Origin of the sequence: Ruegeria sp. HKCCA4008 (assembly GCF_013033125.1) — a bacterium.
In the GTDB taxonomy this organism is placed as follows: Bacteria; Pseudomonadota; Alphaproteobacteria; order Rhodobacterales; family Rhodobacteraceae; genus Ruegeria.
The window spans coordinates 172,580-191,329 of sequence record NZ_WQDM01000007.1 but is presented as its reverse complement, the minus strand read 5'-3'; the positions used below and the strand labels follow the sequence as shown (position 1 = coordinate 191,329).

The following is an 18,750-nucleotide window of genomic DNA, read 5'->3' as shown; positions in this document are numbered from 1 at the left end:
TTTTCAAAAATACTCATTCGCGCCACCGCAAGGTGGCGCCCACCAATTCGCAAATCCGCTTGAGGCCAAGGGCCTTGCCCGCTAATCACGACGCTCAAAGGAGCACGCCCCATGTCGATGAACAGTTTTGGCCATCTATTCCGCGTCACCACCTGGGGTGAAAGCCATGGACCCGCCTTGGGTGCCACCGTTGACGGCTGTCCGCCGGGTGTCACCATCGACGAGACCATGATCCAGCACTGGCTGGACAAGCGCAAACCGGGGCAGAACAAGTTTACCACCCAGCGGCGCGAACCCGATCAGGTGAAAATCCTGTCCGGCGTGTTCGAAGGGCAAACCACCGGAACGCCTGTGCAGCTGATGATCGAGAACACCGATCAGCGCTCGAAAGACTATGGCGATATCATCGACAAGTTCCGTCCGGGGCACGCCGATATCACATATTGGCAGAAATACGGAATCCGGGATTATCGCGGCGGCGGGCGCAGTTCTGCACGCGAAACAGCATCACGTGTTGCAGCAGGTGGATTGGCGCGTGAGGCGATCAAACAGATCGCACCCAACGTGCAGATCACCGGGTACATGACCCAGATTGGGCCGCATAAGATCGAGCGCGACAATTTCGATTGGTCCCAGATCGAACAGAACCCGTTCTGGACACCGGATGCGCAAGCCGCCGAGACGTGGGCCACCTATCTGGACGATCTGCGCAAGTCCGGCAACTCGGTTGGCGCAATTGTCGAAGTTGTGGCGCGCGGCGTGCCCGCAGGGCTTGGCGCGCCGGTTTACGCCAAGTTAGACACTGATCTTGCTGCTGCGATGATGTCGATCAACGCGGTCAAAGGCGTCGAAATCGGCGAAGGCATGGCCGCGGCTGAACTGACGGGCGAGGCCAATGCCGACGAAATATTCATGGGACAGAACGGCCCGCAATACAGCTCGAACCATGCGGGCGGGATTCTGGGCGGCATTTCTACCGGGCAGGACATCGTCGTGCGCTTTGCGGTCAAGCCGACCTCGTCGATTCTGACCACACGCAAAACCATCACCAAATCAGGCGAAGAGACCGAGATCATCACCAAGGGCCGTCACGACCCTTGTGTTGGTATTCGCGCGGTCCCGGTAGGAGAGGCGATGATGGCCTGCGTGATCCTCGACCACCTGCTGTTGCATCGCGGCCAGATCGGAGAGAACCGTGGACGGATCGGCTGATCTGCGCACCCGCCTGCGGGCCGTGGTCGCACATCGCATGGAAACGGATCCAGCCCATGATCTGGCCCATCTGGATCGTGTTTGGACCAACGCCCGAGCCATCGCAGATGATCAAACCGATATGTCTGTGCTGCTGGCCGCAAGTTACCTGCACGATCTTGTGAATCTGCCCAAAGACGATCCCGACCGGCATCTTGCCTCGCGCAGGTCCGCAAGGGAATCAGAGCCTATTCTTGAGGAAATCGGGTTTTCGGTCGATCAGGTCCGTGCGATCCAGCACGCGATCGAAGCCCATAGCTTTTCTGCGGATATCCCCCCTGAAACGATCGAGGCGCGCATTCTGCGCGATGCGGACCGCCTTGACGCCCTGGGCGCCATCGGTATCGCCCGCAACTTTTCCGTTTCCGGAGCCTTGGGGCGTACTCTTTACGATCCGGCTGACCCTTTTGCCCAAGCCCGGCCACTGGACGACCTTCATTTCTCGCTCGACCACTGGAAGGTGAAACTTCTGCGCCTGCCAAGTGACATGTTGACCGAGACCGGAAGGCGGATTGCAGAACAACGCACCGCGCGCATGATCCGCTTTCTTGAAGAATTCGCCGAAGAAATCGGCTGTTCCTTGCCGCAATCCTGGGTGAATTGCTGAATCCACCCGTTGATCTTTGCCCGTCAAAGACGCAGGTTCGCGCCGATGACAAAACCCTTAACTTCGCATCGACCTCTGCTTGCCGTAACGCTGAAGCTGTGCGCCTTGTTCCTGTTCACGTCGATGTCCGCGCTGGTCAAAGCACTTTCTGATGAATTCCCGCCGGGCCAATTGGTGTTTTTTCGGTCCCTGTTCGCAATCCCCGTGATCATTCTTTGGCTCATCGCGCGGGGGGAGTCGTCGAAAGGCTTCGTGGTCAAGAAACCCATGGGCCATTTCTGGCGCGGTGTTTTGGGAACAAGCGCCATGGGTCTTACCTTTACCGGCCTCAGCCTGTTGCCCCTGCCGGAAGTCACCGCCATCGGCTACGCGACACCGATCTTCACCCTGATTCTGGCCGCCGTCATGCTGGGCGAACGGATTCGGCTTATTCGTATCGGCGCGGTGGCTCTTGGTCTGTTGGGCGTTTTGATCATGATTTGGCCGCGCCTGGGCACCACTGAAATGGAGGTTGCAGCCACCATTGGTGCACTTTGCGTTTTGGGCGCGACCGTCGCGCGCGCCTTTGTTCAGATCCATATCCGGCAATTGGTCAAGGTCGATCACCCTGCGGCCATCGTGTTCTATTTCTCGATGACCGCGACGCTCCTGTCCGCTCTGACAGCATTCTGGGGATGGACGATGCCCACCTGGAATCAGGCTCTGATCATGGTCATGATGGGCCTGATCGGCGGCGTCGCGCAGATTTTGGTCACATCTTCCTATCGGTTTGGTCAGGCCTCGATGCTGGCACCTTATGACTATGCAACGATGCTTTTTGCGATCGTGATCGGCTATGTCTGGTTCGACGAACTGCCAACGCTTGCAATCCTGATCGGGGCCGCGCTGGTGATTGCAGGCAATGTTGTCGTCATCTGGCGCGAACACCAGTTGGGGCTGGAGCGGGGCAAAGTCCGATCGGTTACAGACCCCAAAGCATGACTTTACCTTTTGCAATCTTCCCCTAGGTTGGGCCGAACAGTCAAAGAGGTTCCCAAATGAGCGACGCGCCGGATCACAAGGAAAAGATGCAGAAGGTGCAGGCCCAGCACCGCAAGAAAGTGTCCGAGGCCGTGGATCCAGGCCGCGGTCTGGTCCTGATCAATACCGGCAAGGGCAAAGGCAAGTCCTCGGCCGCGTTCGGCGTGGTCATTCGCGCCCTGGGCTGGGGCCAGAAGGTTGCTGTGGTGCAGTTCATCAAGGGCAAATGGAAAACCGGCGAGCGCCGTTTCTTCGAAGAGCGTGATCTGGTGACATGGCATACGATGGGCGAAGGTTTTACCTGGGACACACAGGACCGGGAACGCGATATTGCAGCTGCCAATGCCGCCTTTGACAAGGCCCGCGCCCTGATGTCCAGCGGCGAATACGATCTGGTTGTGCTGGACGAGATCAACATCGCCCTGCGTTACGAATACCTGTCGGTCGAACAGGTCATCGAAGGTTTGAACGCGCGTTCGGAAAAGACCAGTGTTTTCTTGACTGGCCGCGATGCGCCGAACGCGCTGCGTGACTATGCTGATCTGGTCACCGAAATGACCGAGGAGAAACACCCGTTCCAAGCGGGCATCAAAGCACAGCGCGGCGTGGATTTCTGAAGCAACGTTGCTGCAAGGCTGGCGGTGCATAGCCGCCAGTTCCGGTCATCGCCCTACCGCGTTGACCGGTTCTGTCATGTTGCAGGTTCCGGGAAACGCTGGCGTGTTCGGTTGGCGAAAGCCACAAGCGACAGCATCACCGGCACTTCGACCAGGACCCCCACGACCGTCGCCAGTGCCGCGCCGGAATGAAGACCGAACAAGCTGATTGCGACGGCAACGGCCAATTCGAAGAAATTCGATGTCCCGATCATGGCACAGGGCGCTGCGATCCGGTGGGGTACCTTCAGCGCATAAGCGGCACCATAGGCAATGGCAAAAATACCATAGCTTTGGATCAGAATGGGAACGGCGATCAGAACGATGACCGTAGGTTTCGCCAGAATGGTCTCACCTTGCAGGCCGAACAGGATGACCACGGTTGCAATCAATCCCATGACAGACCACGGTTTTACCCGCGAAGAAAAGGCTTCTATCGCTTGTTTAGAGCCTAATTTGCGGCGGGTGATCAACCCGGCGACAAGCGGCAGCACCACATAAAGGACCGTGGCCAAAACCAAAGTTTGCCACGGCACTTCGATGTCGGCAACACCCAGCAAAAAGGCCACGATCGGCGCAAATGCCACGACCATGATCAGATCATTGACAGAAACCTGAACCAGCGTGTACGTCGCGTCGCCTCTGGTTAGCTGCGACCATACAAACACCATGGCGGTGCAAGGGGCGGCCCCCAGCAGGATCAGACCGGCAGTGTATTGCGCGGCATCTTCGGGCGCGATCCAGGGTGCGAAGACATAGTCGAAAAACAGGACGGCAAGCAGTGCCATGGTGAAAGGCTTTATCAGCCAGTTCACCACCAGCGTCACAATCAGACCACGTGGCTGGCGGGCGACTCCGGCGACTGCACCGAAATCGACGTTGACCATCATCGGGTAGACCATTGCCCAGATCAGCACTGCCACCACCAGGTTGACGCTGGCAATTTCGGCGCTTGCCACCAACTGCACCAGCCCTGGCGCGGCCAGCCCGATCAGGACGCCACCGATCATCGCAAGTGCAACCCAGATCGTGAGATATCGTTCAAAAATGCTCATGATAACGCCTCAGTCGTTTGATCCGTAAGTTTGCCAGAGGTCAGCGCGGCCGGCCCGACCATCACGGCCGCCGTGCCCAGCACCAGGGGCAGCCCCCCGACCTGATAGGTCAGGCCAGACAAGACGGTGCCGGCCAACCGCCCCGTCGCATTTGCCATGTAGTAAAAGCCGACATCCATCGTCACACGCTCGGACCGGGTGAAGGCAAGAATCAGATAGGAATGCAGCGATGAGTTGACCGCGAAGATCGCACCAAAGACCAAAAGCCCGACGACCAGCGTCAGGGTCAGCCAAGCCTCGGGCCCATTTGCCAGCAAAACAGCCAGTGTCAGAGCCGCAGGAACGCAGAACAGGATCGCCGCCCAGCTGCGTGCGGCACGGATCAGATCACCTTCGGTGCGATCCGACGCACGAAGAATCCTTGGCGCGTTGGCCTGCACGGCGCCATAGAGGATGATCCACACCGCCATAAATGTTCCGATCATGAAGAACGCGGCCCGATTGCCCTCTTCGGTGCCATCTGAAAGAACAGCATAGAAATAGATCGGGATGCCGACCACGAACCAGACGTCCCGCGCGCCGAACAGGAAGACACGCGCCGCGGACAACCAGTTCACATTCGCGGATTTTGAAAAAACCTCAGAGAACTTTGCGCCCTTGCGCCCCTTCGGCAGGCCCGCTGGCATGAACAGCATCACTGCGACCAGGATCACCGCCAGAACGACGGCCATGGCAAGCACTGCCGGAATGAAGCCCAGCGTCGCAAGCATGGCGGCACCCAACAGGAATCCCAGCCCTTTGACCGCGTTTTTCGAACCCGTCAGTACCGCAACCCATCGAAACAACGCGCCTCCTTCGGAGGGAGCCAGCAATTTGACCGCCGATTTCGAAGACATCTTGGCCAGATCCTTGGCCACGCCGCTGGCCCCTTGCACGACCATGACAAAAGTGACCGAAGCGGCGACGGTCCAGTTTGGATCAAGCTGCGTCATGGCGAGCAACGCGACGATCTGCACCCCCAACCCTGCATAGAGGGTCGAGGTCAGCCCGAACCGTGCGGCGATCCAACCGGCGGACAGGTTGGTGACGATCCCGGCGATTTCATAGAGCACAAACAGATAGGCAAGCTGCACCGGCGAGAAGCCCAGGGTGTGAAAGTGCAACAGCACCAACATCCTGAGCGCCCCGTCGGTCAGCATGAAGGCCCAATAGGCAGCCGTGACCGCGATATAGGCCGACAGTCCTTCGGGGCGTTGCGTCACAATGATGCCCCGACCATCAGCGCAACATCCACCAGCCGATGCGCATAGCCCATCTCGTTGTCATACCACGCATAGATTTTCACCTGCGTCCCGTTCACAACCATGGTCGAGGGCGCATCGACGATCGAAGAGCGTTCGTCATTGGTATAATCGGTGGACACCAGCGGGCGCGTCTCATAGCCCAGAATGCCCTTCAGTTCGCCCTCGGCAGCGGCTTTGAAGAAGGCGTTGACCTCTTCAACCGTGGTTTCACGCTCAACCTCAAACACGCAATCGGTCAGCGAGGCGTTCAGCAACGGCACCCGAACCGCATGGCCGTTCAGACGACCTTTGAGTTCCGGATAGATCAGAGTGATGGCCGTGGCCGAGCCGGTCGTGGTCGGGATCAAAGAGTTCAGGGCCGAGCGTGCGCGCCTGAGATCCTTGGCAGGCCGATCCACGATTGTCTGCGTATTGGTTACGTCGTGAATCGTCGTCATCGATCCATGGCGGATGCCAAGGTTTTCGTGAATGACCTTCACGACAGGCGCAAGACAGTTTGTCGTGCACGAGGCCGCCGTCACGATCTTATGCGCCGCGGGGTCGTAGGTTCCGTCATTCACACCCATGACGATATTGGCCGTCGGCCCGTCCTTGACCGGAGCAGAGACAACAACCTTCTTCACCCCAGCGTCAAAATACGGTGCCAGCTTCGCTTCAGTCTTGAACACGCCGGTGCAGTCGATCGCCACGTCAACACCGTCCAACGGCAACGCGCTCAGGTCTTTTGTGCCAATGAACGGAAGGCGGGTTCCGTCGACCGTGATGCTGTCTGCATCATAGTCGAATTCCGCGTCCCAGCGCCCATGGACGGTGTCGAACTCCAGCAGATGCGCATGCATCTCGGGATCACCGACGGCATCGTTGATCCAGGCTATCTTAGCGCCTTTTTCAAGCAAAGGCTTCAGGGCCAGTTTTCCCATACGGCCAAGGCCGTTCAGTGCGTAGGTGGTCATTTCGTTTCCTCGGTAGGCGTGCGCCCGATTTCATCGACGGCGGATTGCAATGCGATCCGGTCAAGGCTTTCGACCGGCAATGATGAAAAGGCCTGAATCCGGCGCTTCAGTGCGCCGTAGGCGGTTTGAAAGGCCAGGCTTTTCTCGGCGTCGGTACCTTCGGCCTTGACCGGATCTTCCACGCCCCAGTGGCCACTTATCGGTTGACCCTCCCAAGCCGGGCATTCCTCGTTGGCGGCCTGATTGCAGACAGTAAAGACAAAATCCATGACAGGCGCGTCCGGCGCCGAAAACTCGGACAGATTCTTCGGCCGCAGGACCGAGATATCGTGCCCCTTGTCGCGCAGAACCTGCACAGCAAAGGGATTGAGTTCTGAACTGGGCCGCGTCCCGGCCGAATAGACGTTGAACCGGTCGTCGCCGATCTGTCGCAGCAAGGATTCGGCAAAAATCGAACGGGCCGAGTTGCCGGAGCAAATGAACAGCACATTGAACTTTCGGTTCGTCGCGGTGTCTTTGGGAATGGGCATGCAGATATCCGGTCGGCCACGGCAGCAATCCACGATCAGGAAATCGAGCATTTGCTGCACAGTTTTCATTTCAATCGAATAGAGCAGAGACGTCCCGGATCGTTCCTGTTTCACCAGCCCCGACCGCTGCAAAGCATTCAGATAGTTCGACATGGTGCTGGGTTTGACATCCAGCTCCGCCGCCAGCTCGCCCGCGGGAACCCTGTCAGGAAACCGTCGCATCAACATGCGAAACACGGTGATGCGCTGCGGGTGGCCAAGGATGGTCAATTGATCGGTTATCTGTTCTATCATATTTCATGAATTATTGAAATATGGAATGCGAGTCAATTTCATTCCGCGCCGTCACAAAAAATTCACGGATCAGAGCGCCAATTTGAAAGATTGGCCGCAGGCTTTCGGTTCACAACTCGAGGCCCGGCCGTACTGAGCAACGCCAAAACGGTTACAACCGGGCTTGCAGGCGCCAGACTGACAGTTTAAACGAAGCTTCGCATCCGGTCATAATGTGTTCGGTATGACCTACGGTGCCGCTGTAGCTCAGCTGGTAGAGCACGTCATTCGTAATGATGGGGTCGGGGGTTCGAGTCCCTTCAGCGGCACCAGATTTCATCGAATTCGTATGGAAAAACTTCTGCTAAGAAAAAATGTTCCCACTATGTTCTTATGCCGGGATTTATATAACGCAGTTAAAACGGACGTCCGCACGCTCTATAGCGGATGATCGCTTCGAGCCCGTATTGACCGATGCTGCACTGATCACGAGCGTCTGGTCTCAAAAAAACGGGCCAAAATGTCACAAAATCAAAAGCAATTTTGTCAATGGTTCGTGACACAAGACTTATCAACGGTTTCGGTGATGGTGCGAAAAGTGACAGAATCGACCGTTTTTTGCAACAAACCGACCTGAGTTCTGCCACTTTGAGTAGAGACTGTGATGGGTTCGGGGCACTTATCTTCCCAAGGAATGTGTTGACACTGGCGGCTCCCATTCCGAGACTATGCAAACCATTTTATCTCCTTTAGGTTCGCCGTTTGCCTAACCTAATTGCCTGTCCATCATGCGGCAATGAAGTCAGTCGAAGGGCTCGATCCTGCCCACAATCCGGAGAACCAGAACCGGGAACGGCACAGCGGCGATATGACAAAGAGAGGCTTCTGAGCGAGTTTCAGGGTCGAGTTTTACCCGCCAAAGTGATCCATATCGTCGATTTTGGCGCTTATGCGCAAATCTCCTATGATGGGATGATTTTTGATGGTCTTGTCCACGTCTCACAACTCTCGAACTCGCGTTTAGAGCACCCTAGTGAGATAGTTTCAGAAGGAGATACTATCTCCGTAAAAGTCCTGGGAATGAGTGAGCACGGTATACCCCGCTAATCAATGAAGGATGCGTGACCGGGAATTCTAAGATTTACATCGATCAACTCAGGGCGGTGCACGCACTTCAAACCCAATTCGACCGTTTTTGATAATGCGGCAATCGTTAAAGCAACCATTGGCGTAGCCGCAGCGAAGGGGCGCTTTGTCCGCATAGCGATCGCTCGCGATATTCGGGCGAACGACTAAAACGAACCCATTTTAGCCATGAAACATGAGCGCGTTTACGGTGAAGTGTTATCCCTCCGGAGTGTACCAAATGGGCGAAGTATAAGCCCGTTCTTGTGTGGATGTCGGTACTTCTTCGGGTAGTTCGTCGCCGAACCGAATAGCTTCGTAAACCGTCCATCGTGGCGTGGGGATTTCCAGCACGCGCGCGTAGTAAAAAGCCTTTTGTTCCGGATCAAATTCGGGATCAGACCAGACGGTTATCAATTCTGGCGATCCGATTGAGTTCGTGAACGTACCGGTTTCGACGTCCACGGTGTTGCCGACAGGCGGCAGCTTGCCTTCCGCACCGAGATCCCGATCGCCGGACCAGACGACATCAAAAACCTTTTCTTGTGTCTCACCGTCTTCTGTTACCCAGCCCTTGACTATCTGAATACGATCCAGATTACCCGAGTACGGATCCTTGAGTGCAGCGACAAGAAAACTTGGCGCAGAGGCATCACCGGGCGCTTCCGGTAGATCTGCCCCCATGGGTACGCCTTTGTCATAACCAATCTTCGCAGGAAGCCGCGATTGAGCGTCGTTTTCTTCGAAATCCCATCCCCCGAAGAAACGTACCGTGATCCGACTACCTGTTGTACCATATACTTCCTTGCGTTCCATCGCGTCGAAAATAGATGCTCGCGTATTTTCCTCGGCCCAAACGGCCGCATAACCAGAGGCAGCCATCTGCCAGCCCAGAATTCTGGTTGCTTCAAACTCGCCGACAACATGCTGCCAGCGCCCAGGCTCAGGTTCCACGCCCGAGTGCTTACCAAAAAAGTTATCTTCTTGGGCTGTCGCCAAAGCCGTGTGACTGTCTGTGGATCCCACGACACCGAACTTGTAAGGGTTGGTCCCAAGCTGCGCCTCGAGCTTCAGGCCATTTTTTAAAGCCTCGCGAGCATACTCGTACTGCAACATCCAGTCTTCTTTGGGGACAGGGCCGAGGTTTGCGACGTCCCACGTTTCGTAATCTGCAAACTCGTCATTTGGGCTCAGGAACGGGTGGGCCTCGCCGTCGCCTTTGATCTGAGTGATCTCATACAGTGGCTCCCATTTGGCGCGTCTTTCCGCGTAATCTCCTGTGAGCGGTTCGCCGGTATCGGGGTTTGTCTCGACAGGAAACATCAAACCATTAGAAACATTTCCGTTGTGCGCCAATGCAAGGACGCGCCCGCCTGTCGTTTCTTCGTATCTTTCCATCCAATCCCACAGATCTTCCGGATTGAATGTCTCGGCAGTCGTAAACGGCAACATTTGCCGCGCCCGAATTCTGTCGTCCCTATAGATGACATTGCGGTGCAAGTTGTTGCCACCTTCCGTCGAGGTCCATTCGTAGCCGATAAACGCGGTAAACGATCCCGGTTGATCATAAGCATCTGCAGTTTCCGTAAAGTCATCCCAAACTGACTGTACGAAACGACGGTCAGCAATCGCCTCTGGCAAAGCTTCACCGGTAATTCCAGCGAAAGTCTCGATAACCTCCATTGTCGCTCCAAGGGCAACATTCCCTCCTTGGTTCAACCTGTCGTTCCAGTCACGTAACGTTGGGTCGCCCATCAAAGTTGCGTTCCCCGCGACGATCTCGTTCATCGCGCCCATCGCGTCTGAATGGTCTGAAACAACGAGCCAATCCAGCGGGCGAGACAGCTTCGCCCGTAGGCCGTGAGAAGTAGTTACTTCTTCTCCACGCGCAAACCGAAACGCGTCTGAAGGCGAAAGAAGTACACCAAACGCACGCGCGTCGAGTGAGAGCGATGTATGCAAGTGGGTGTCGCCCCAAAGAGGTCTAGTTGGAAAGTCACGTCCTGCATAAGGCGAAAACGCATCTGATGCAGGGGCATGCATGTCGGCCCCTGAGATGGTCATCTCACCAACTTGTCCGCCCTCGGCGGTTTCCTGTGCCCAAGCAGAGGTCGAGGACATACAGAGATAAAAGAATAAGGTCGCACTGAAAGGAACTTTCATGGCTGTATTCCCTGCAAATCAGATTATAGCTCATGCGACCATTCTCATATGCTTGCTGTCAACCTCGTTTTTGTTTCCGCGAAGAGCGTCTGTACTTGGTTGAATCGGTGTGTAACTACCCAAATCCCTGGCCGCGTCTTAGTCTCGTTTACGGCGGAACCAAACAGCGGCTTTGTCCGCAGAGCATTCACTGATGCACTGCGCAACGAGGACTGTTCCGAGCCCAGATCAAACGTTCATTTCTAACCGCTTATAGCCTTTGAAAGTCGCATGCGGGCGTTCAGCGAAAGCCTGATGGTAGCAGCTTTGGTTGACTTCCGACTTCCTCAAAGTATGCACATGCGATTGCACTAGAGCTTGATGCGGAATGCCGCGAAGCCATCTGCACCATCTCCGGCATCTTCGATTAAAACGCCTTTGACATCGGCGATGTAGTCTCGGGCCTTTGGGCCGGTCTCGAATAGCACGGTTGTGTTCTTCAAAGGAGCAAATGACCAGTTGCCGTCCGCTTTTGGGTTGATCGTTCCCTGTTCGACAATATAGCGCACGATAACGTCGCGATTAGTGTCCGGGGCTTCGAACACGATTGTATCACCCAATGCGCCGGGGAATGAACCGCCACCCGATGCACGATAATTGTTTGTGGCGATGATAAACTCCATGTCATTAGTGACCGATTCGCCTTGGAAGGACAAGTTCACAATTCGGGCGGCATCGGGATTCACCTCTTCCCCCTTTGGCCCAAAGCGCGACGGCTGCGACAGGTCGATCTGGTATGTCACGCCATCCATCACATCGAAATTGTAGGATGGAAACTCTGGATTCAGAAGAACCGCATCCTCTGAGCCTCGCTCGATCTGGTTGAACATACCGGCCGAACGTTCCAGCCAACCACGCAGTTGAACACCGTTCACTCGCACCGCGCGCACTGTGTTGGGATAGAGATACAGATCAGCCACATTTTTGATAGCAACATCCCCAACCGGGACGTCGGTGTAATAGTCCGGGCCCCCGCGACCACCCGCCTTGAACGGCGCCGCCGCTGACAGGATCGGCAATCCTTCGTGCTCGGTGCCTTTCAGCATCTCTTCGACATACCATTTCTGTGCGATCGAAACGATCTGTACAGACGGATCATCAGCAACCAATGCAAAATAGCTGTGCAACGGAGCAGATGTTTTGCCAACGGCTCGGCGGACATAGGCGAGCGTTTCGTCGTGATCCTTCGCAACCGAGTCGAGAACCTTCTGATCGTCTCCGACCAAAGCGGTGATTGAGCGGTCTTCATTGCGTTTGGAAATCGCGCGGGCCTCGGACGTGGTGGTAATCACGCGCCACTCATTTCCTTCCCGTTCCAGCAGCAGGTCCAACAACCCAAGATGTGAGCCCCAGAAGCCGCCCATAACAGCAGGTTTACCCATCAGGGTGCCCTTTTCGACGTCGATGCCGGGTCGGTCCGCAAATGTCGGCGAGGGAAAGACAAGGTGATTGTGCCCCGTGACCAGAGCGTCGATTCCGTCAACACCCGCCAAAACGACTGAGGCGTTTTCCATACCGTCCACATGATTGGCGTCGCCGATCCCAGAATGTGAAAGGGCGATGATTAGGTCACATCCTTGTTCCTTCATCTCTGGCACGTATGCCCGCGCGGTTTCGACGATATCGCGGGCCTGAACATTTCCTTCCAGATGCTTTCGGTCCCAGTTCATGATCTGCGGCGGCGTAAAGCCTATGACACCGATTTTGATTGAGTGCTTGGTCCCATCACCCATTTCGATTTCACGGTCGATGATTGTATATGGTTTGATCAGCGTTTTGTCGTCACGCGGAGTTGCGCCTTGTGACTTTGCAACATTGGCCAAAACGACCGGGAACTCTGCGCCCGCGAGTGATTTTTCCAGGAAATCCAGCCCGTAGTTGAATTCGTGATTGCCCAGAGTTGCAGCATCATAGCCAACCGTGTTGAACGCGGTGATGATGGGGTGAGCGTCCCCTTCTTTCATGCCACGCTCATAGGCGATGTAGTCGCCCATTGGATTCCCTTGAAGAAAGTCACCGTTGTCGACCAAGATCGAATTTGTCGCCTCAGCGCGAATTTCGTTGATGATTGAGGCCGTACGGGACAAGCCCACTGTGTCACGGGGTTTGTCAGCATAGTAGTCATAGGGGAACACATGAACATGGATGTCCGTTGTTTCCATGATGCGCAGATGCGCTTGATTGTTGGATGCCAAAACTGAAAAAGGATGCAAGGTGATGGCCGCTGCACCGGCTGTTGTTGCAAGAAATTGGCGACGCGAAATTGACGAGCGGTTGGAAAAAGACATGGGTCACCTTTCGAGTTGGCTGGCAATAAGAATAGTTGCCGGTATTGCATAACGATCTTATGACAGTGTCTTCTAACACATTTTACAGACTTATTTCAGGGGGTATGGACGAGGCCATGCGCCAGATCCGTGAAGTCGCTGAATGATTGGATCAGGTGAAACCAAGCCGGGACTGGTTTGACAACGTATGTGAAGAATAATCAGTGCCTTTTCCCATCACACGTGCTGTATTGTCGGCGCAAAACTATTCTGGAGGTTGTTGTTGGAGCGGGCATTTGCCGATGTGTTGCCCATGCCTGCCAGCGACGTACACTACCGATAATCGACGTGAACGACACCGCCGACACTACCGTCGCCATGACTAAAGAAGGACGCAACGGGATACATCTTTTGTTGTCACGCAATCTCCGTACCTGAGGCCCAGTGAAAGCTGACTGTAAACATCTGGCCAATCGTCGACTCGGAGCAGGCGGGCGAAAAACATTTAGCTCCGCCGCGACATTTCGAAAGTCTGGTGCTACTGACGGTGAGTTATGATGCTAAAACCCTCTTCGGGTGATGGTGGCACAAAATGCCGCGCAATACGCCGATATTGATCTTCCGTCGCTGCAAATGCGTGCGCGCCTTCTTTGTTGCGCTTGTGGAGCCGGTGCAGACAAACCTCATCTGACACATCCAAAAAGTGAAGGTGGTGCTGCGCAGCAGTGTCTTCCAGCAGGTCGCGCATCCAAGCCCTGTTGTCAATTGTGTTCGCTGGAAAATCGAGAACGACCGAAACGCCAGCCTTCAGCAGAGCAGCCACGTGAGGACCCATGACCAGTCGCAGTTTCAAAGCGCAGTCCACATAATCCTGCAAGGACTTCATTTGATCCCCAAACAGCGCGCTAAGCCATTCATCTTCTGAAATGAGCACGGCCCCGTGACTTTTCGCAAGTCTCGCTGCCAGAGTTGATTTTCCAGAAGCAACTTTGCCGCATAGCAAGTGGAACGTTGGAATAGCCTGTGACATAGAGCGAACTCCCGGATTACCTAGTGGTCCCTGCGCTAAGTTGGTCTGCCAGTTGATCAAACACCAACCTGATCCTTCGTGCGGTATGTAGCTCGGAGTGCGTCGCCAGCCAAATCGGGAACTTAAACGGCTCGCGGTCGGGAAGCACGCGCTCCACTCCTGGTGTTAGGGCAGCCACGTCATCCGACATTACACATATGCCAAACCCTTGGCGCACCAGCTCCCAGGATACAATCCCGCTTTGTGAGCCGACCCGGAAGCTTTTTCGAGTGACCTTAATGCCCGCCGGATCAAGAAAACCGATCATCGTGTCAATGTCACCAAATCCGACAAAGTCCAACTTAGCGAGTTCGTCTTCATTTTTTGGCCGTCCAACCTGATCAAGGTACGAAGGTGCCGCGTAGAAATGTGCTGTGGCCTCGGCGACAAGCTTTGCCGTCAGATCCTGCTGCGTCGGACGTACATGTCGGATGGCGATATCAGCCTCACGTCGCTGTATGTCTCGTATGTCATTTGCAGCAACGATGTCTATCTCCAGTCGCGGTGCTGCAAGTCGGATCTTTTTCAGTATTGGCGGCAGCTGATAGGCAGACATCACATCGGACGCAGTTATCCTGACTTGCCCTTCAACAGCTTGCGACTGGCTTGTCGCAGTAAGTGAAATCCTGTTTGCCACATCCGCCATTTCTCTGACGTGCAACAAAAGCTCGGCGCCAGCAGTCGTCAAATTGAGCGACTTGCCGACTCTTTCGAACAGGGTGATGCCAAGTGCCATTTCCAGCGCGGCAACTTGCCGGCCCACAGTGGGTTGAGTTTGCTCAAGAACGCGCGCCGCTGCGGAAAACGAGCCTTCTTCGGCGGTCGCAAGAAAGGACCGTACCTGATTCCAGTCGAAATTGATGGCTTTCCAATTCATGCATTTATGCATAACACTTCTGCGGATTGGGGCAATTCCATAAATGAATGTTTGGTATTACAGGATGAAGCGACAACCTTGTTAGAGAGTATTGAAATGGCTGCTTTGTCTAAGGATGCCGCATTCTGGAGCAAAATCTCGCGAAAGTATGCGGCAGACCCAATCCGCAACATGGAAGGGTACCTGAAAACACTGGAACGTACCAAGTCGCACCTGAAAGCGGAGGACAACGTACTGGAAATCGGGTGCGGGACAGGTTCAACTGCGCTGCTGCTTGCACCGAATGTCGCCCATGTCACTGCCACGGATCTCGCTCCGGGCATGATCGAGATTGCCGATGAGAAGCTTGATAAAGAAGGGCTGGAGAATGTCACTTTCAAGGTGGCCGACGTTCTTGAGCACAGTCTTGACGAAGGCTCTTACGATGCCGTCTTGGCGCATAACTTGCTTCATCTTCTGCCCGATTTGGACCAAGCGCTCGAGCACATTGCTGCGCTGACAAAACCGGGTGGGCTTTTCATATCCAAAACCGTCTGCGCGCCTGAGAGCGGTGGTTTCAAGTTTGCGATGATCAGTCGGATTGCAATCCCAATCATGCAGGCTTTTGGGAAAGCCCCATTTGTGAACTTCGTGTCTGGATCGGTACTTACGAGGAAAATTGCGTCCGCAGGCTTCGATGTTCTTTATACTTCTGATCAAGCCTCGATGCTCCAGAGTCGTTATATTGTCGCGCAAAAATCATGAAGCTCCAGTTCGTGCAGCTCCGTCCTTTGAAATGATCTTTGCATCACAGTGTTTTATATAAACCATTCTCAAGTGATCGGATGTTACAAAGGTCTGTTTCAAATTTAATTAAGCGACTGCGAGTGGCAGCATTGTCCGCATAGCGATCGTTCGCGATATTCAGGCGAATGTCAGCATCGGTTCTCAAGCAGAAAAAAAAGTGGTCCAACAAACGCTTTGGCGTGGTTCCGAAATGCGGCGAATTCAGTCTTGACCAATTACGTGTTTGAAGCGCTGGAAAAAGGTATCGGCCAGTTCGTTTAGTAAAGCCATTTAAGTCGACAGGGTTTTAAAATTCACTTGCGCGTTTCCGCCTGAAATCCTGGAAACCACAAAGGTCCCAACAAAAAACTTCGAATTTGTGGTAGGTTATTCGGAGTTAACAAGAAATTTTGGGAGGACGAATATGAAATACAGAACAAAATCCACCATAGTGGCGGCACTATTTGCCGCAACCGCTACGGCCGTTTACGCACAAGATGAACCTCCTATGAACTTCCTGATTATTTGGGGAGATGACATTGGGTTTTGGAATATTAGTGCCTACAACCATGGCATGATGGGTTATCAGACACCCAACATCGACCGTATAGCCAAAGAAGGCGCGCTATTTACTGACTGGTACGGAGAGCAGTCCTGTACTGCAGGACGAGCGGCATTCATAACTGGACAATCTCCCATTCGTACGGGTTTGACGAAGGTCGGCCTTCCTGGCGCACCTGAGGGTATGCCCGTGGAAGACCCCACCATCGCTGGACTACTCAAAAACCACGGGTATATGACAGGCCAGTTTGGCAAAAACCATCTAGGTGACCGTGACGAGCACCTCCCCACCAATCACGGTTTCGATGAATTTTTCGGGAATCTCTACCACCTCAACGCAGAAGAAGAGCCTGAAAATCCAGATTATCCCAAGGATGAAACCTTTAGGGAGAATTTCGGCCCGCGCGGGGTGATCAAGTCAACCGCAGATGGCTCGATCGAGGATACCGGGCCGCTTACAAAAAAACGCATGGAAACCGTTGACGAAGAAGTCACGGCAAGCGCGTTGGATTTCATGGATAGAGCTGTTGAACAGGACAAGCCTTTCTTCCTTTGGTGGAATTCCACTCGCATGCACATTTTTACGCATCTTAAGGAAGACTCCGACGGAGTGACGGGACTTGGTGTTTATCCTGACGGCATGGTCGAGCATGATGGGCACGTCGGTGTACTACTTGATAAACTTGAGGAGCTTGGGATCGCCGAAAACACTGTCGTAATGTATTCAACGGACAACGGAGCCGAGACCTTCACGTGGCCGGACGGAGGTACTACACCTTTCCGCGGCGAGAAAAATACGCAATGGGAAGGTGGCTATCGTGTCCCGACTGTCATCAAGTGGCCGGGCGTCATCGAACCGGGATCGAAGATCAATGGCGTAGCTTCACATGCGGACATGTTGCCAACCATTATGGCTTCTGTCGGCGAGCCAGACATCAAAGAAAGGCTACTTGATGGTGGCGTTGAAGCGATCGGTCGCCAATACAAGGCACATCTGGACGGCTACAATCTACTTCCGTCGCTTTCAGGTGAAACTGATGATTGGCCACGCAGTGAATTCATTTATTGGACTGACGATGGCAGCGTAGCCGCCTTGCGCTATGAACAGTACAAGGTGACATTCCTAAAACAGAACGCACATGGACTTGATGTTTGGCTCTCACCTTTCGAGGTGTTGCGCGCACCGATGCTTTCAAACTTACGCAGCGATCCGTTCGAGAGAGCCGAGGAAGAGAACGCTATGGGTTACCAGCGCTGGTTCCTTGAACATATGTTCGCGATAGCTCCTGCTGCCGCCTACGTTGGGCAGTGGTTGCAAAGCTTCGAGGAGTTTCCGCCAAGGCAGAAACCCGGCAGCTTCAACCTCGACAACGTTATGGAGGAACTCACCAGCCGTGCCGGCAACCAATAGCTCTGACGGAAGCCAGTGAGCTTGAATTCAAAGACAACACTCTGTCGAATTTCAACGCGCGAATCATCCCCTTGGACTGAAAATTGGCGCAGTCCATTGGCGCAGTCCAAGGGAGAGAATGAACGGCGGCTTTGTCCGCGAAGCAGTCGTTCACGCCGAGTGCACCGAATGACTCTGCCGAGCCCATTGCCGACTTTGCCGGGTGACTAAAAACAGAATTGACTTGAGTAATCCCGAAGCGATTGAGCGAGAAATTGGTTAACATTCCTGCCGGACACACACGGTGGGAGCGCAACAGAGTTTTGGAAAAATGCAAGAAAATTCAAAAAATTCTATGTATGTATAAATCCCTTGGTATTCTTACGTTATGAATTCACTAACGAGAATTACGCGAGGTATAGGCGTCGCCTTTAAAGACGGCAGGGTGAAGGGCCTTCTAGCATTCACAGCTGGCATGATCCTGTGGGCGTCGGTGTTTTACCGTTATGTCGAAGGTTGGAGCTGGCTTGACTCTATCTATTTTTCTGTTGTGACAATTTCGACCGTTGGGTTCGGTGACTTTTCTCCTGAAACAGCGGCAGGGAAAATATTTACAATTTTCTACATCATCGTTGGGCTCGGTATCTTCGTGACTGCAGCGACTACGGTGGCAGATACAATCCTGTCCCAGGACGACAAGCAAGAGGACAACTAGTTTTGCCCCGCCGAGCCACTGCGATTTCATACCCAGGCAATACGTCGACCGAACAGCCCCTCTGAAATCCAGATTTGCGATATATTTCAAATAATTGCAGGTTTTTCGGTATTTTAAATATACATATTAA

At 54.3% G+C, this 18,750-nt stretch carries 16 protein-coding genes and 1 tRNA gene; 9 read left to right on the top strand and 8 right to left on the bottom strand.

Annotated features, from left to right (window positions below):
- Positions 1–111 precede the first annotated feature (111 nt).
- The 4 genes from aroC to cobO are packed head-to-tail and all read left to right on the top strand — an operon-like array spanning position 112 to position 3,495.
- Positions 112–1,212, top strand: coding sequence for a chorismate synthase (gene aroC / locus GOW60_RS15895; RefSeq protein ID WP_171230026.1), 1,101 nt, complete (start codon positions 112–114; stop codon positions 1,210–1,212).
- Positions 1,196–1,858, top strand: a complete 663-nt coding sequence (locus GOW60_RS15890) for an HD domain-containing protein (RefSeq protein WP_371813369.1) — start codon at positions 1,196–1,198, stop codon at positions 1,856–1,858. Before aroC ends, GOW60_RS15890 begins: the two co-directional genes overlap by 17 nt.
- Before the next feature lie 45 nt (positions 1,859–1,903).
- Positions 1,904–2,839, top strand: coding sequence for a DMT family transporter (locus tag GOW60_RS15885; protein ID WP_171230025.1), 936 nt, complete (start codon positions 1,904–1,906; stop codon positions 2,837–2,839).
- 56 nt (positions 2,840–2,895) lie between these two features.
- On the top strand, positions 2,896–3,495 hold the full coding sequence (gene cobO / locus GOW60_RS15880) for a cob(I)yrinic acid a,c-diamide adenosyltransferase (protein ID WP_171230024.1): 600 nt from the start codon (positions 2,896–2,898) through the stop codon (positions 3,493–3,495).
- Positions 3,496–3,569: 74 nt separating this feature from the next.
- Here the strand turns inward: cobO and arsB are convergent, their stop codons facing one another.
- The 4 genes from arsB to GOW60_RS15860 are packed head-to-tail and all read right to left on the bottom strand — an operon-like array spanning position 3,570 to position 7,670.
- Positions 3,570–4,589: an ACR3 family arsenite efflux transporter gene (gene arsB, locus GOW60_RS15875; protein ID WP_171230023.1), complete on the bottom strand. Its 1,020-nt coding sequence runs from the start codon at positions 4,587–4,589 to the stop codon at positions 3,570–3,572.
- Entirely contained in the window at positions 4,586–5,851 is a 1,266-nt protein-coding gene (gene arsJ / locus GOW60_RS15870) for an organoarsenical effux MFS transporter ArsJ (protein ID WP_171230022.1), read from the bottom strand. Before arsJ ends, arsB begins: the two co-directional genes overlap by 4 nt.
- Positions 5,848–6,846 (bottom strand): ArsJ-associated glyceraldehyde-3-phosphate dehydrogenase, encoded by a 999-nt coding sequence (locus GOW60_RS15865; protein WP_171230021.1) that lies wholly within the window; start codon positions 6,844–6,846, stop codon positions 5,848–5,850. The genes arsJ and GOW60_RS15865 overlap by 4 nt, the downstream gene beginning before the upstream one ends.
- Positions 6,843–7,670, bottom strand: a complete 828-nt coding sequence (locus GOW60_RS15860) for a helix-turn-helix domain-containing protein (RefSeq protein WP_171230020.1) — start codon at positions 7,668–7,670, stop codon at positions 6,843–6,845. Before GOW60_RS15860 ends, GOW60_RS15865 begins: the two co-directional genes overlap by 4 nt.
- Before the next feature lie 235 nt (positions 7,671–7,905).
- Here GOW60_RS15860 and GOW60_RS15855 point away from each other — a divergent pair.
- A tRNA-Thr gene (locus GOW60_RS15855) sits at positions 7,906–7,981 on the top strand.
- Between the two features lie 430 nt (positions 7,982–8,411).
- Positions 8,412–8,756 (top strand): S1 RNA-binding domain-containing protein, encoded by a 345-nt coding sequence (locus GOW60_RS21445; protein ID WP_371813368.1) that lies wholly within the window; start codon positions 8,412–8,414, stop codon positions 8,754–8,756.
- Positions 8,757–8,993: 237 nt separating this feature from the next.
- On the opposite strand, the gene GOW60_RS15845 is transcribed toward GOW60_RS21445, so the two are convergent.
- The 4 genes from GOW60_RS15845 to GOW60_RS15830 form a co-directional block, all read right to left on the bottom strand.
- Positions 8,994–10,937 carry a DUF3604 domain-containing protein gene (locus GOW60_RS15845; protein WP_171230018.1) on the bottom strand — a complete coding sequence of 648 codons (1,944 nt, stop codon included), beginning with the start codon at positions 10,935–10,937 and terminating at the stop codon, positions 8,994–8,996.
- 350 nt (positions 10,938–11,287) lie between these two features.
- On the bottom strand, positions 11,288–13,264 hold the full coding sequence (locus GOW60_RS15840; protein ID WP_171230017.1) for a bifunctional 2',3'-cyclic-nucleotide 2'-phosphodiesterase/3'-nucleotidase: 1,977 nt from the start codon (positions 13,262–13,264) through the stop codon (positions 11,288–11,290).
- Between the two features lie 517 nt (positions 13,265–13,781).
- Positions 13,782–14,273: an ATP-binding protein gene (locus GOW60_RS15835; protein WP_171230016.1), complete on the bottom strand. Its 492-nt coding sequence runs from the start codon at positions 14,271–14,273 to the stop codon at positions 13,782–13,784.
- Positions 14,274–14,289: 16 nt separating this feature from the next.
- Entirely contained in the window at positions 14,290–15,189 is a 900-nt protein-coding gene (locus tag GOW60_RS15830) for a LysR family transcriptional regulator (protein ID WP_171230015.1), read from the bottom strand.
- Positions 15,190–15,195: 6 nt separating this feature from the next.
- On the opposite strand from GOW60_RS15830, the gene GOW60_RS15825 reads away from it, so the two are divergent.
- The 3 genes from GOW60_RS15825 to GOW60_RS15815 all read left to right on the top strand — a co-directional run bounded on the left by GOW60_RS15825 (position 15,196) and on the right by GOW60_RS15815 (position 18,620).
- Positions 15,196–15,933 (top strand): class I SAM-dependent methyltransferase, encoded by a 738-nt coding sequence (locus tag GOW60_RS15825; protein WP_254443986.1) that lies wholly within the window; start codon positions 15,196–15,198, stop codon positions 15,931–15,933.
- Positions 15,934–16,378: 445 nt separating this feature from the next.
- Positions 16,379–17,926 (top strand): arylsulfatase, encoded by a 1,548-nt coding sequence (locus GOW60_RS15820; protein WP_171230014.1) that lies wholly within the window; start codon positions 16,379–16,381, stop codon positions 17,924–17,926.
- Positions 17,927–18,380: 454 nt separating this feature from the next.
- Positions 18,381–18,620 (top strand): potassium channel family protein, encoded by a 240-nt coding sequence (locus GOW60_RS15815; protein WP_253282527.1) that lies wholly within the window; start codon positions 18,381–18,383, stop codon positions 18,618–18,620.
- Positions 18,621–18,750: the final 130 nt, after the last annotated feature.

What these genes read in the sequence shown, in the direction of transcription:
- GOW60_RS15830 (WP_171230015.1), bottom strand. Translation starts at nt 15,189, where the DNA reads ATGAATTGGAAAGCCATCAATTTCGACTGGAATCAGGTACGGTCCTTT.
- cobO (WP_171230024.1), top strand. Translation starts at nt 2,896, where the DNA reads ATGAGCGACGCGCCGGATCACAAGGAAAAGATGCAGAAGGTGCAGGCC.
- GOW60_RS15815 (WP_253282527.1), top strand. Translation starts at nt 18,381, where the DNA reads ATGATCCTGTGGGCGTCGGTGTTTTACCGTTATGTCGAAGGTTGGAGC.
- GOW60_RS15835 (WP_171230016.1), bottom strand. Translation starts at nt 14,273, where the DNA reads ATGTCACAGGCTATTCCAACGTTCCACTTGCTATGCGGCAAAGTTGCT.
- GOW60_RS15840 (WP_171230017.1), bottom strand. Translation starts at nt 13,264, where the DNA reads ATGTCTTTTTCCAACCGCTCGTCAATTTCGCGTCGCCAATTTCTTGCA.
- arsB (WP_171230023.1), bottom strand. Translation starts at nt 4,589, where the DNA reads ATGAGCATTTTTGAACGATATCTCACGATCTGGGTTGCACTTGCGATG.
- aroC (WP_171230026.1), top strand. Translation starts at nt 112, where the DNA reads ATGTCGATGAACAGTTTTGGCCATCTATTCCGCGTCACCACCTGGGGT.
- GOW60_RS15825 (WP_254443986.1), top strand. Translation starts at nt 15,196, where the DNA reads ATGCATAACACTTCTGCGGATTGGGGCAATTCCATAAATGAATGTTTG.
- GOW60_RS15860 (WP_171230020.1), bottom strand. Translation starts at nt 7,670, where the DNA reads ATGATAGAACAGATAACCGATCAATTGACCATCCTTGGCCACCCGCAG.
- GOW60_RS15820 (WP_171230014.1), top strand. Translation starts at nt 16,379, where the DNA reads ATGAAATACAGAACAAAATCCACCATAGTGGCGGCACTATTTGCCGCA.
- GOW60_RS15885 (WP_171230025.1), top strand. Translation starts at nt 1,904, where the DNA reads ATGACAAAACCCTTAACTTCGCATCGACCTCTGCTTGCCGTAACGCTG.
- GOW60_RS15865 (WP_171230021.1), bottom strand. Translation starts at nt 6,846, where the DNA reads ATGACCACCTACGCACTGAACGGCCTTGGCCGTATGGGAAAACTGGCC.
- GOW60_RS15845 (WP_171230018.1), bottom strand. Translation starts at nt 10,937, where the DNA reads ATGAAAGTTCCTTTCAGTGCGACCTTATTCTTTTATCTCTGTATGTCC.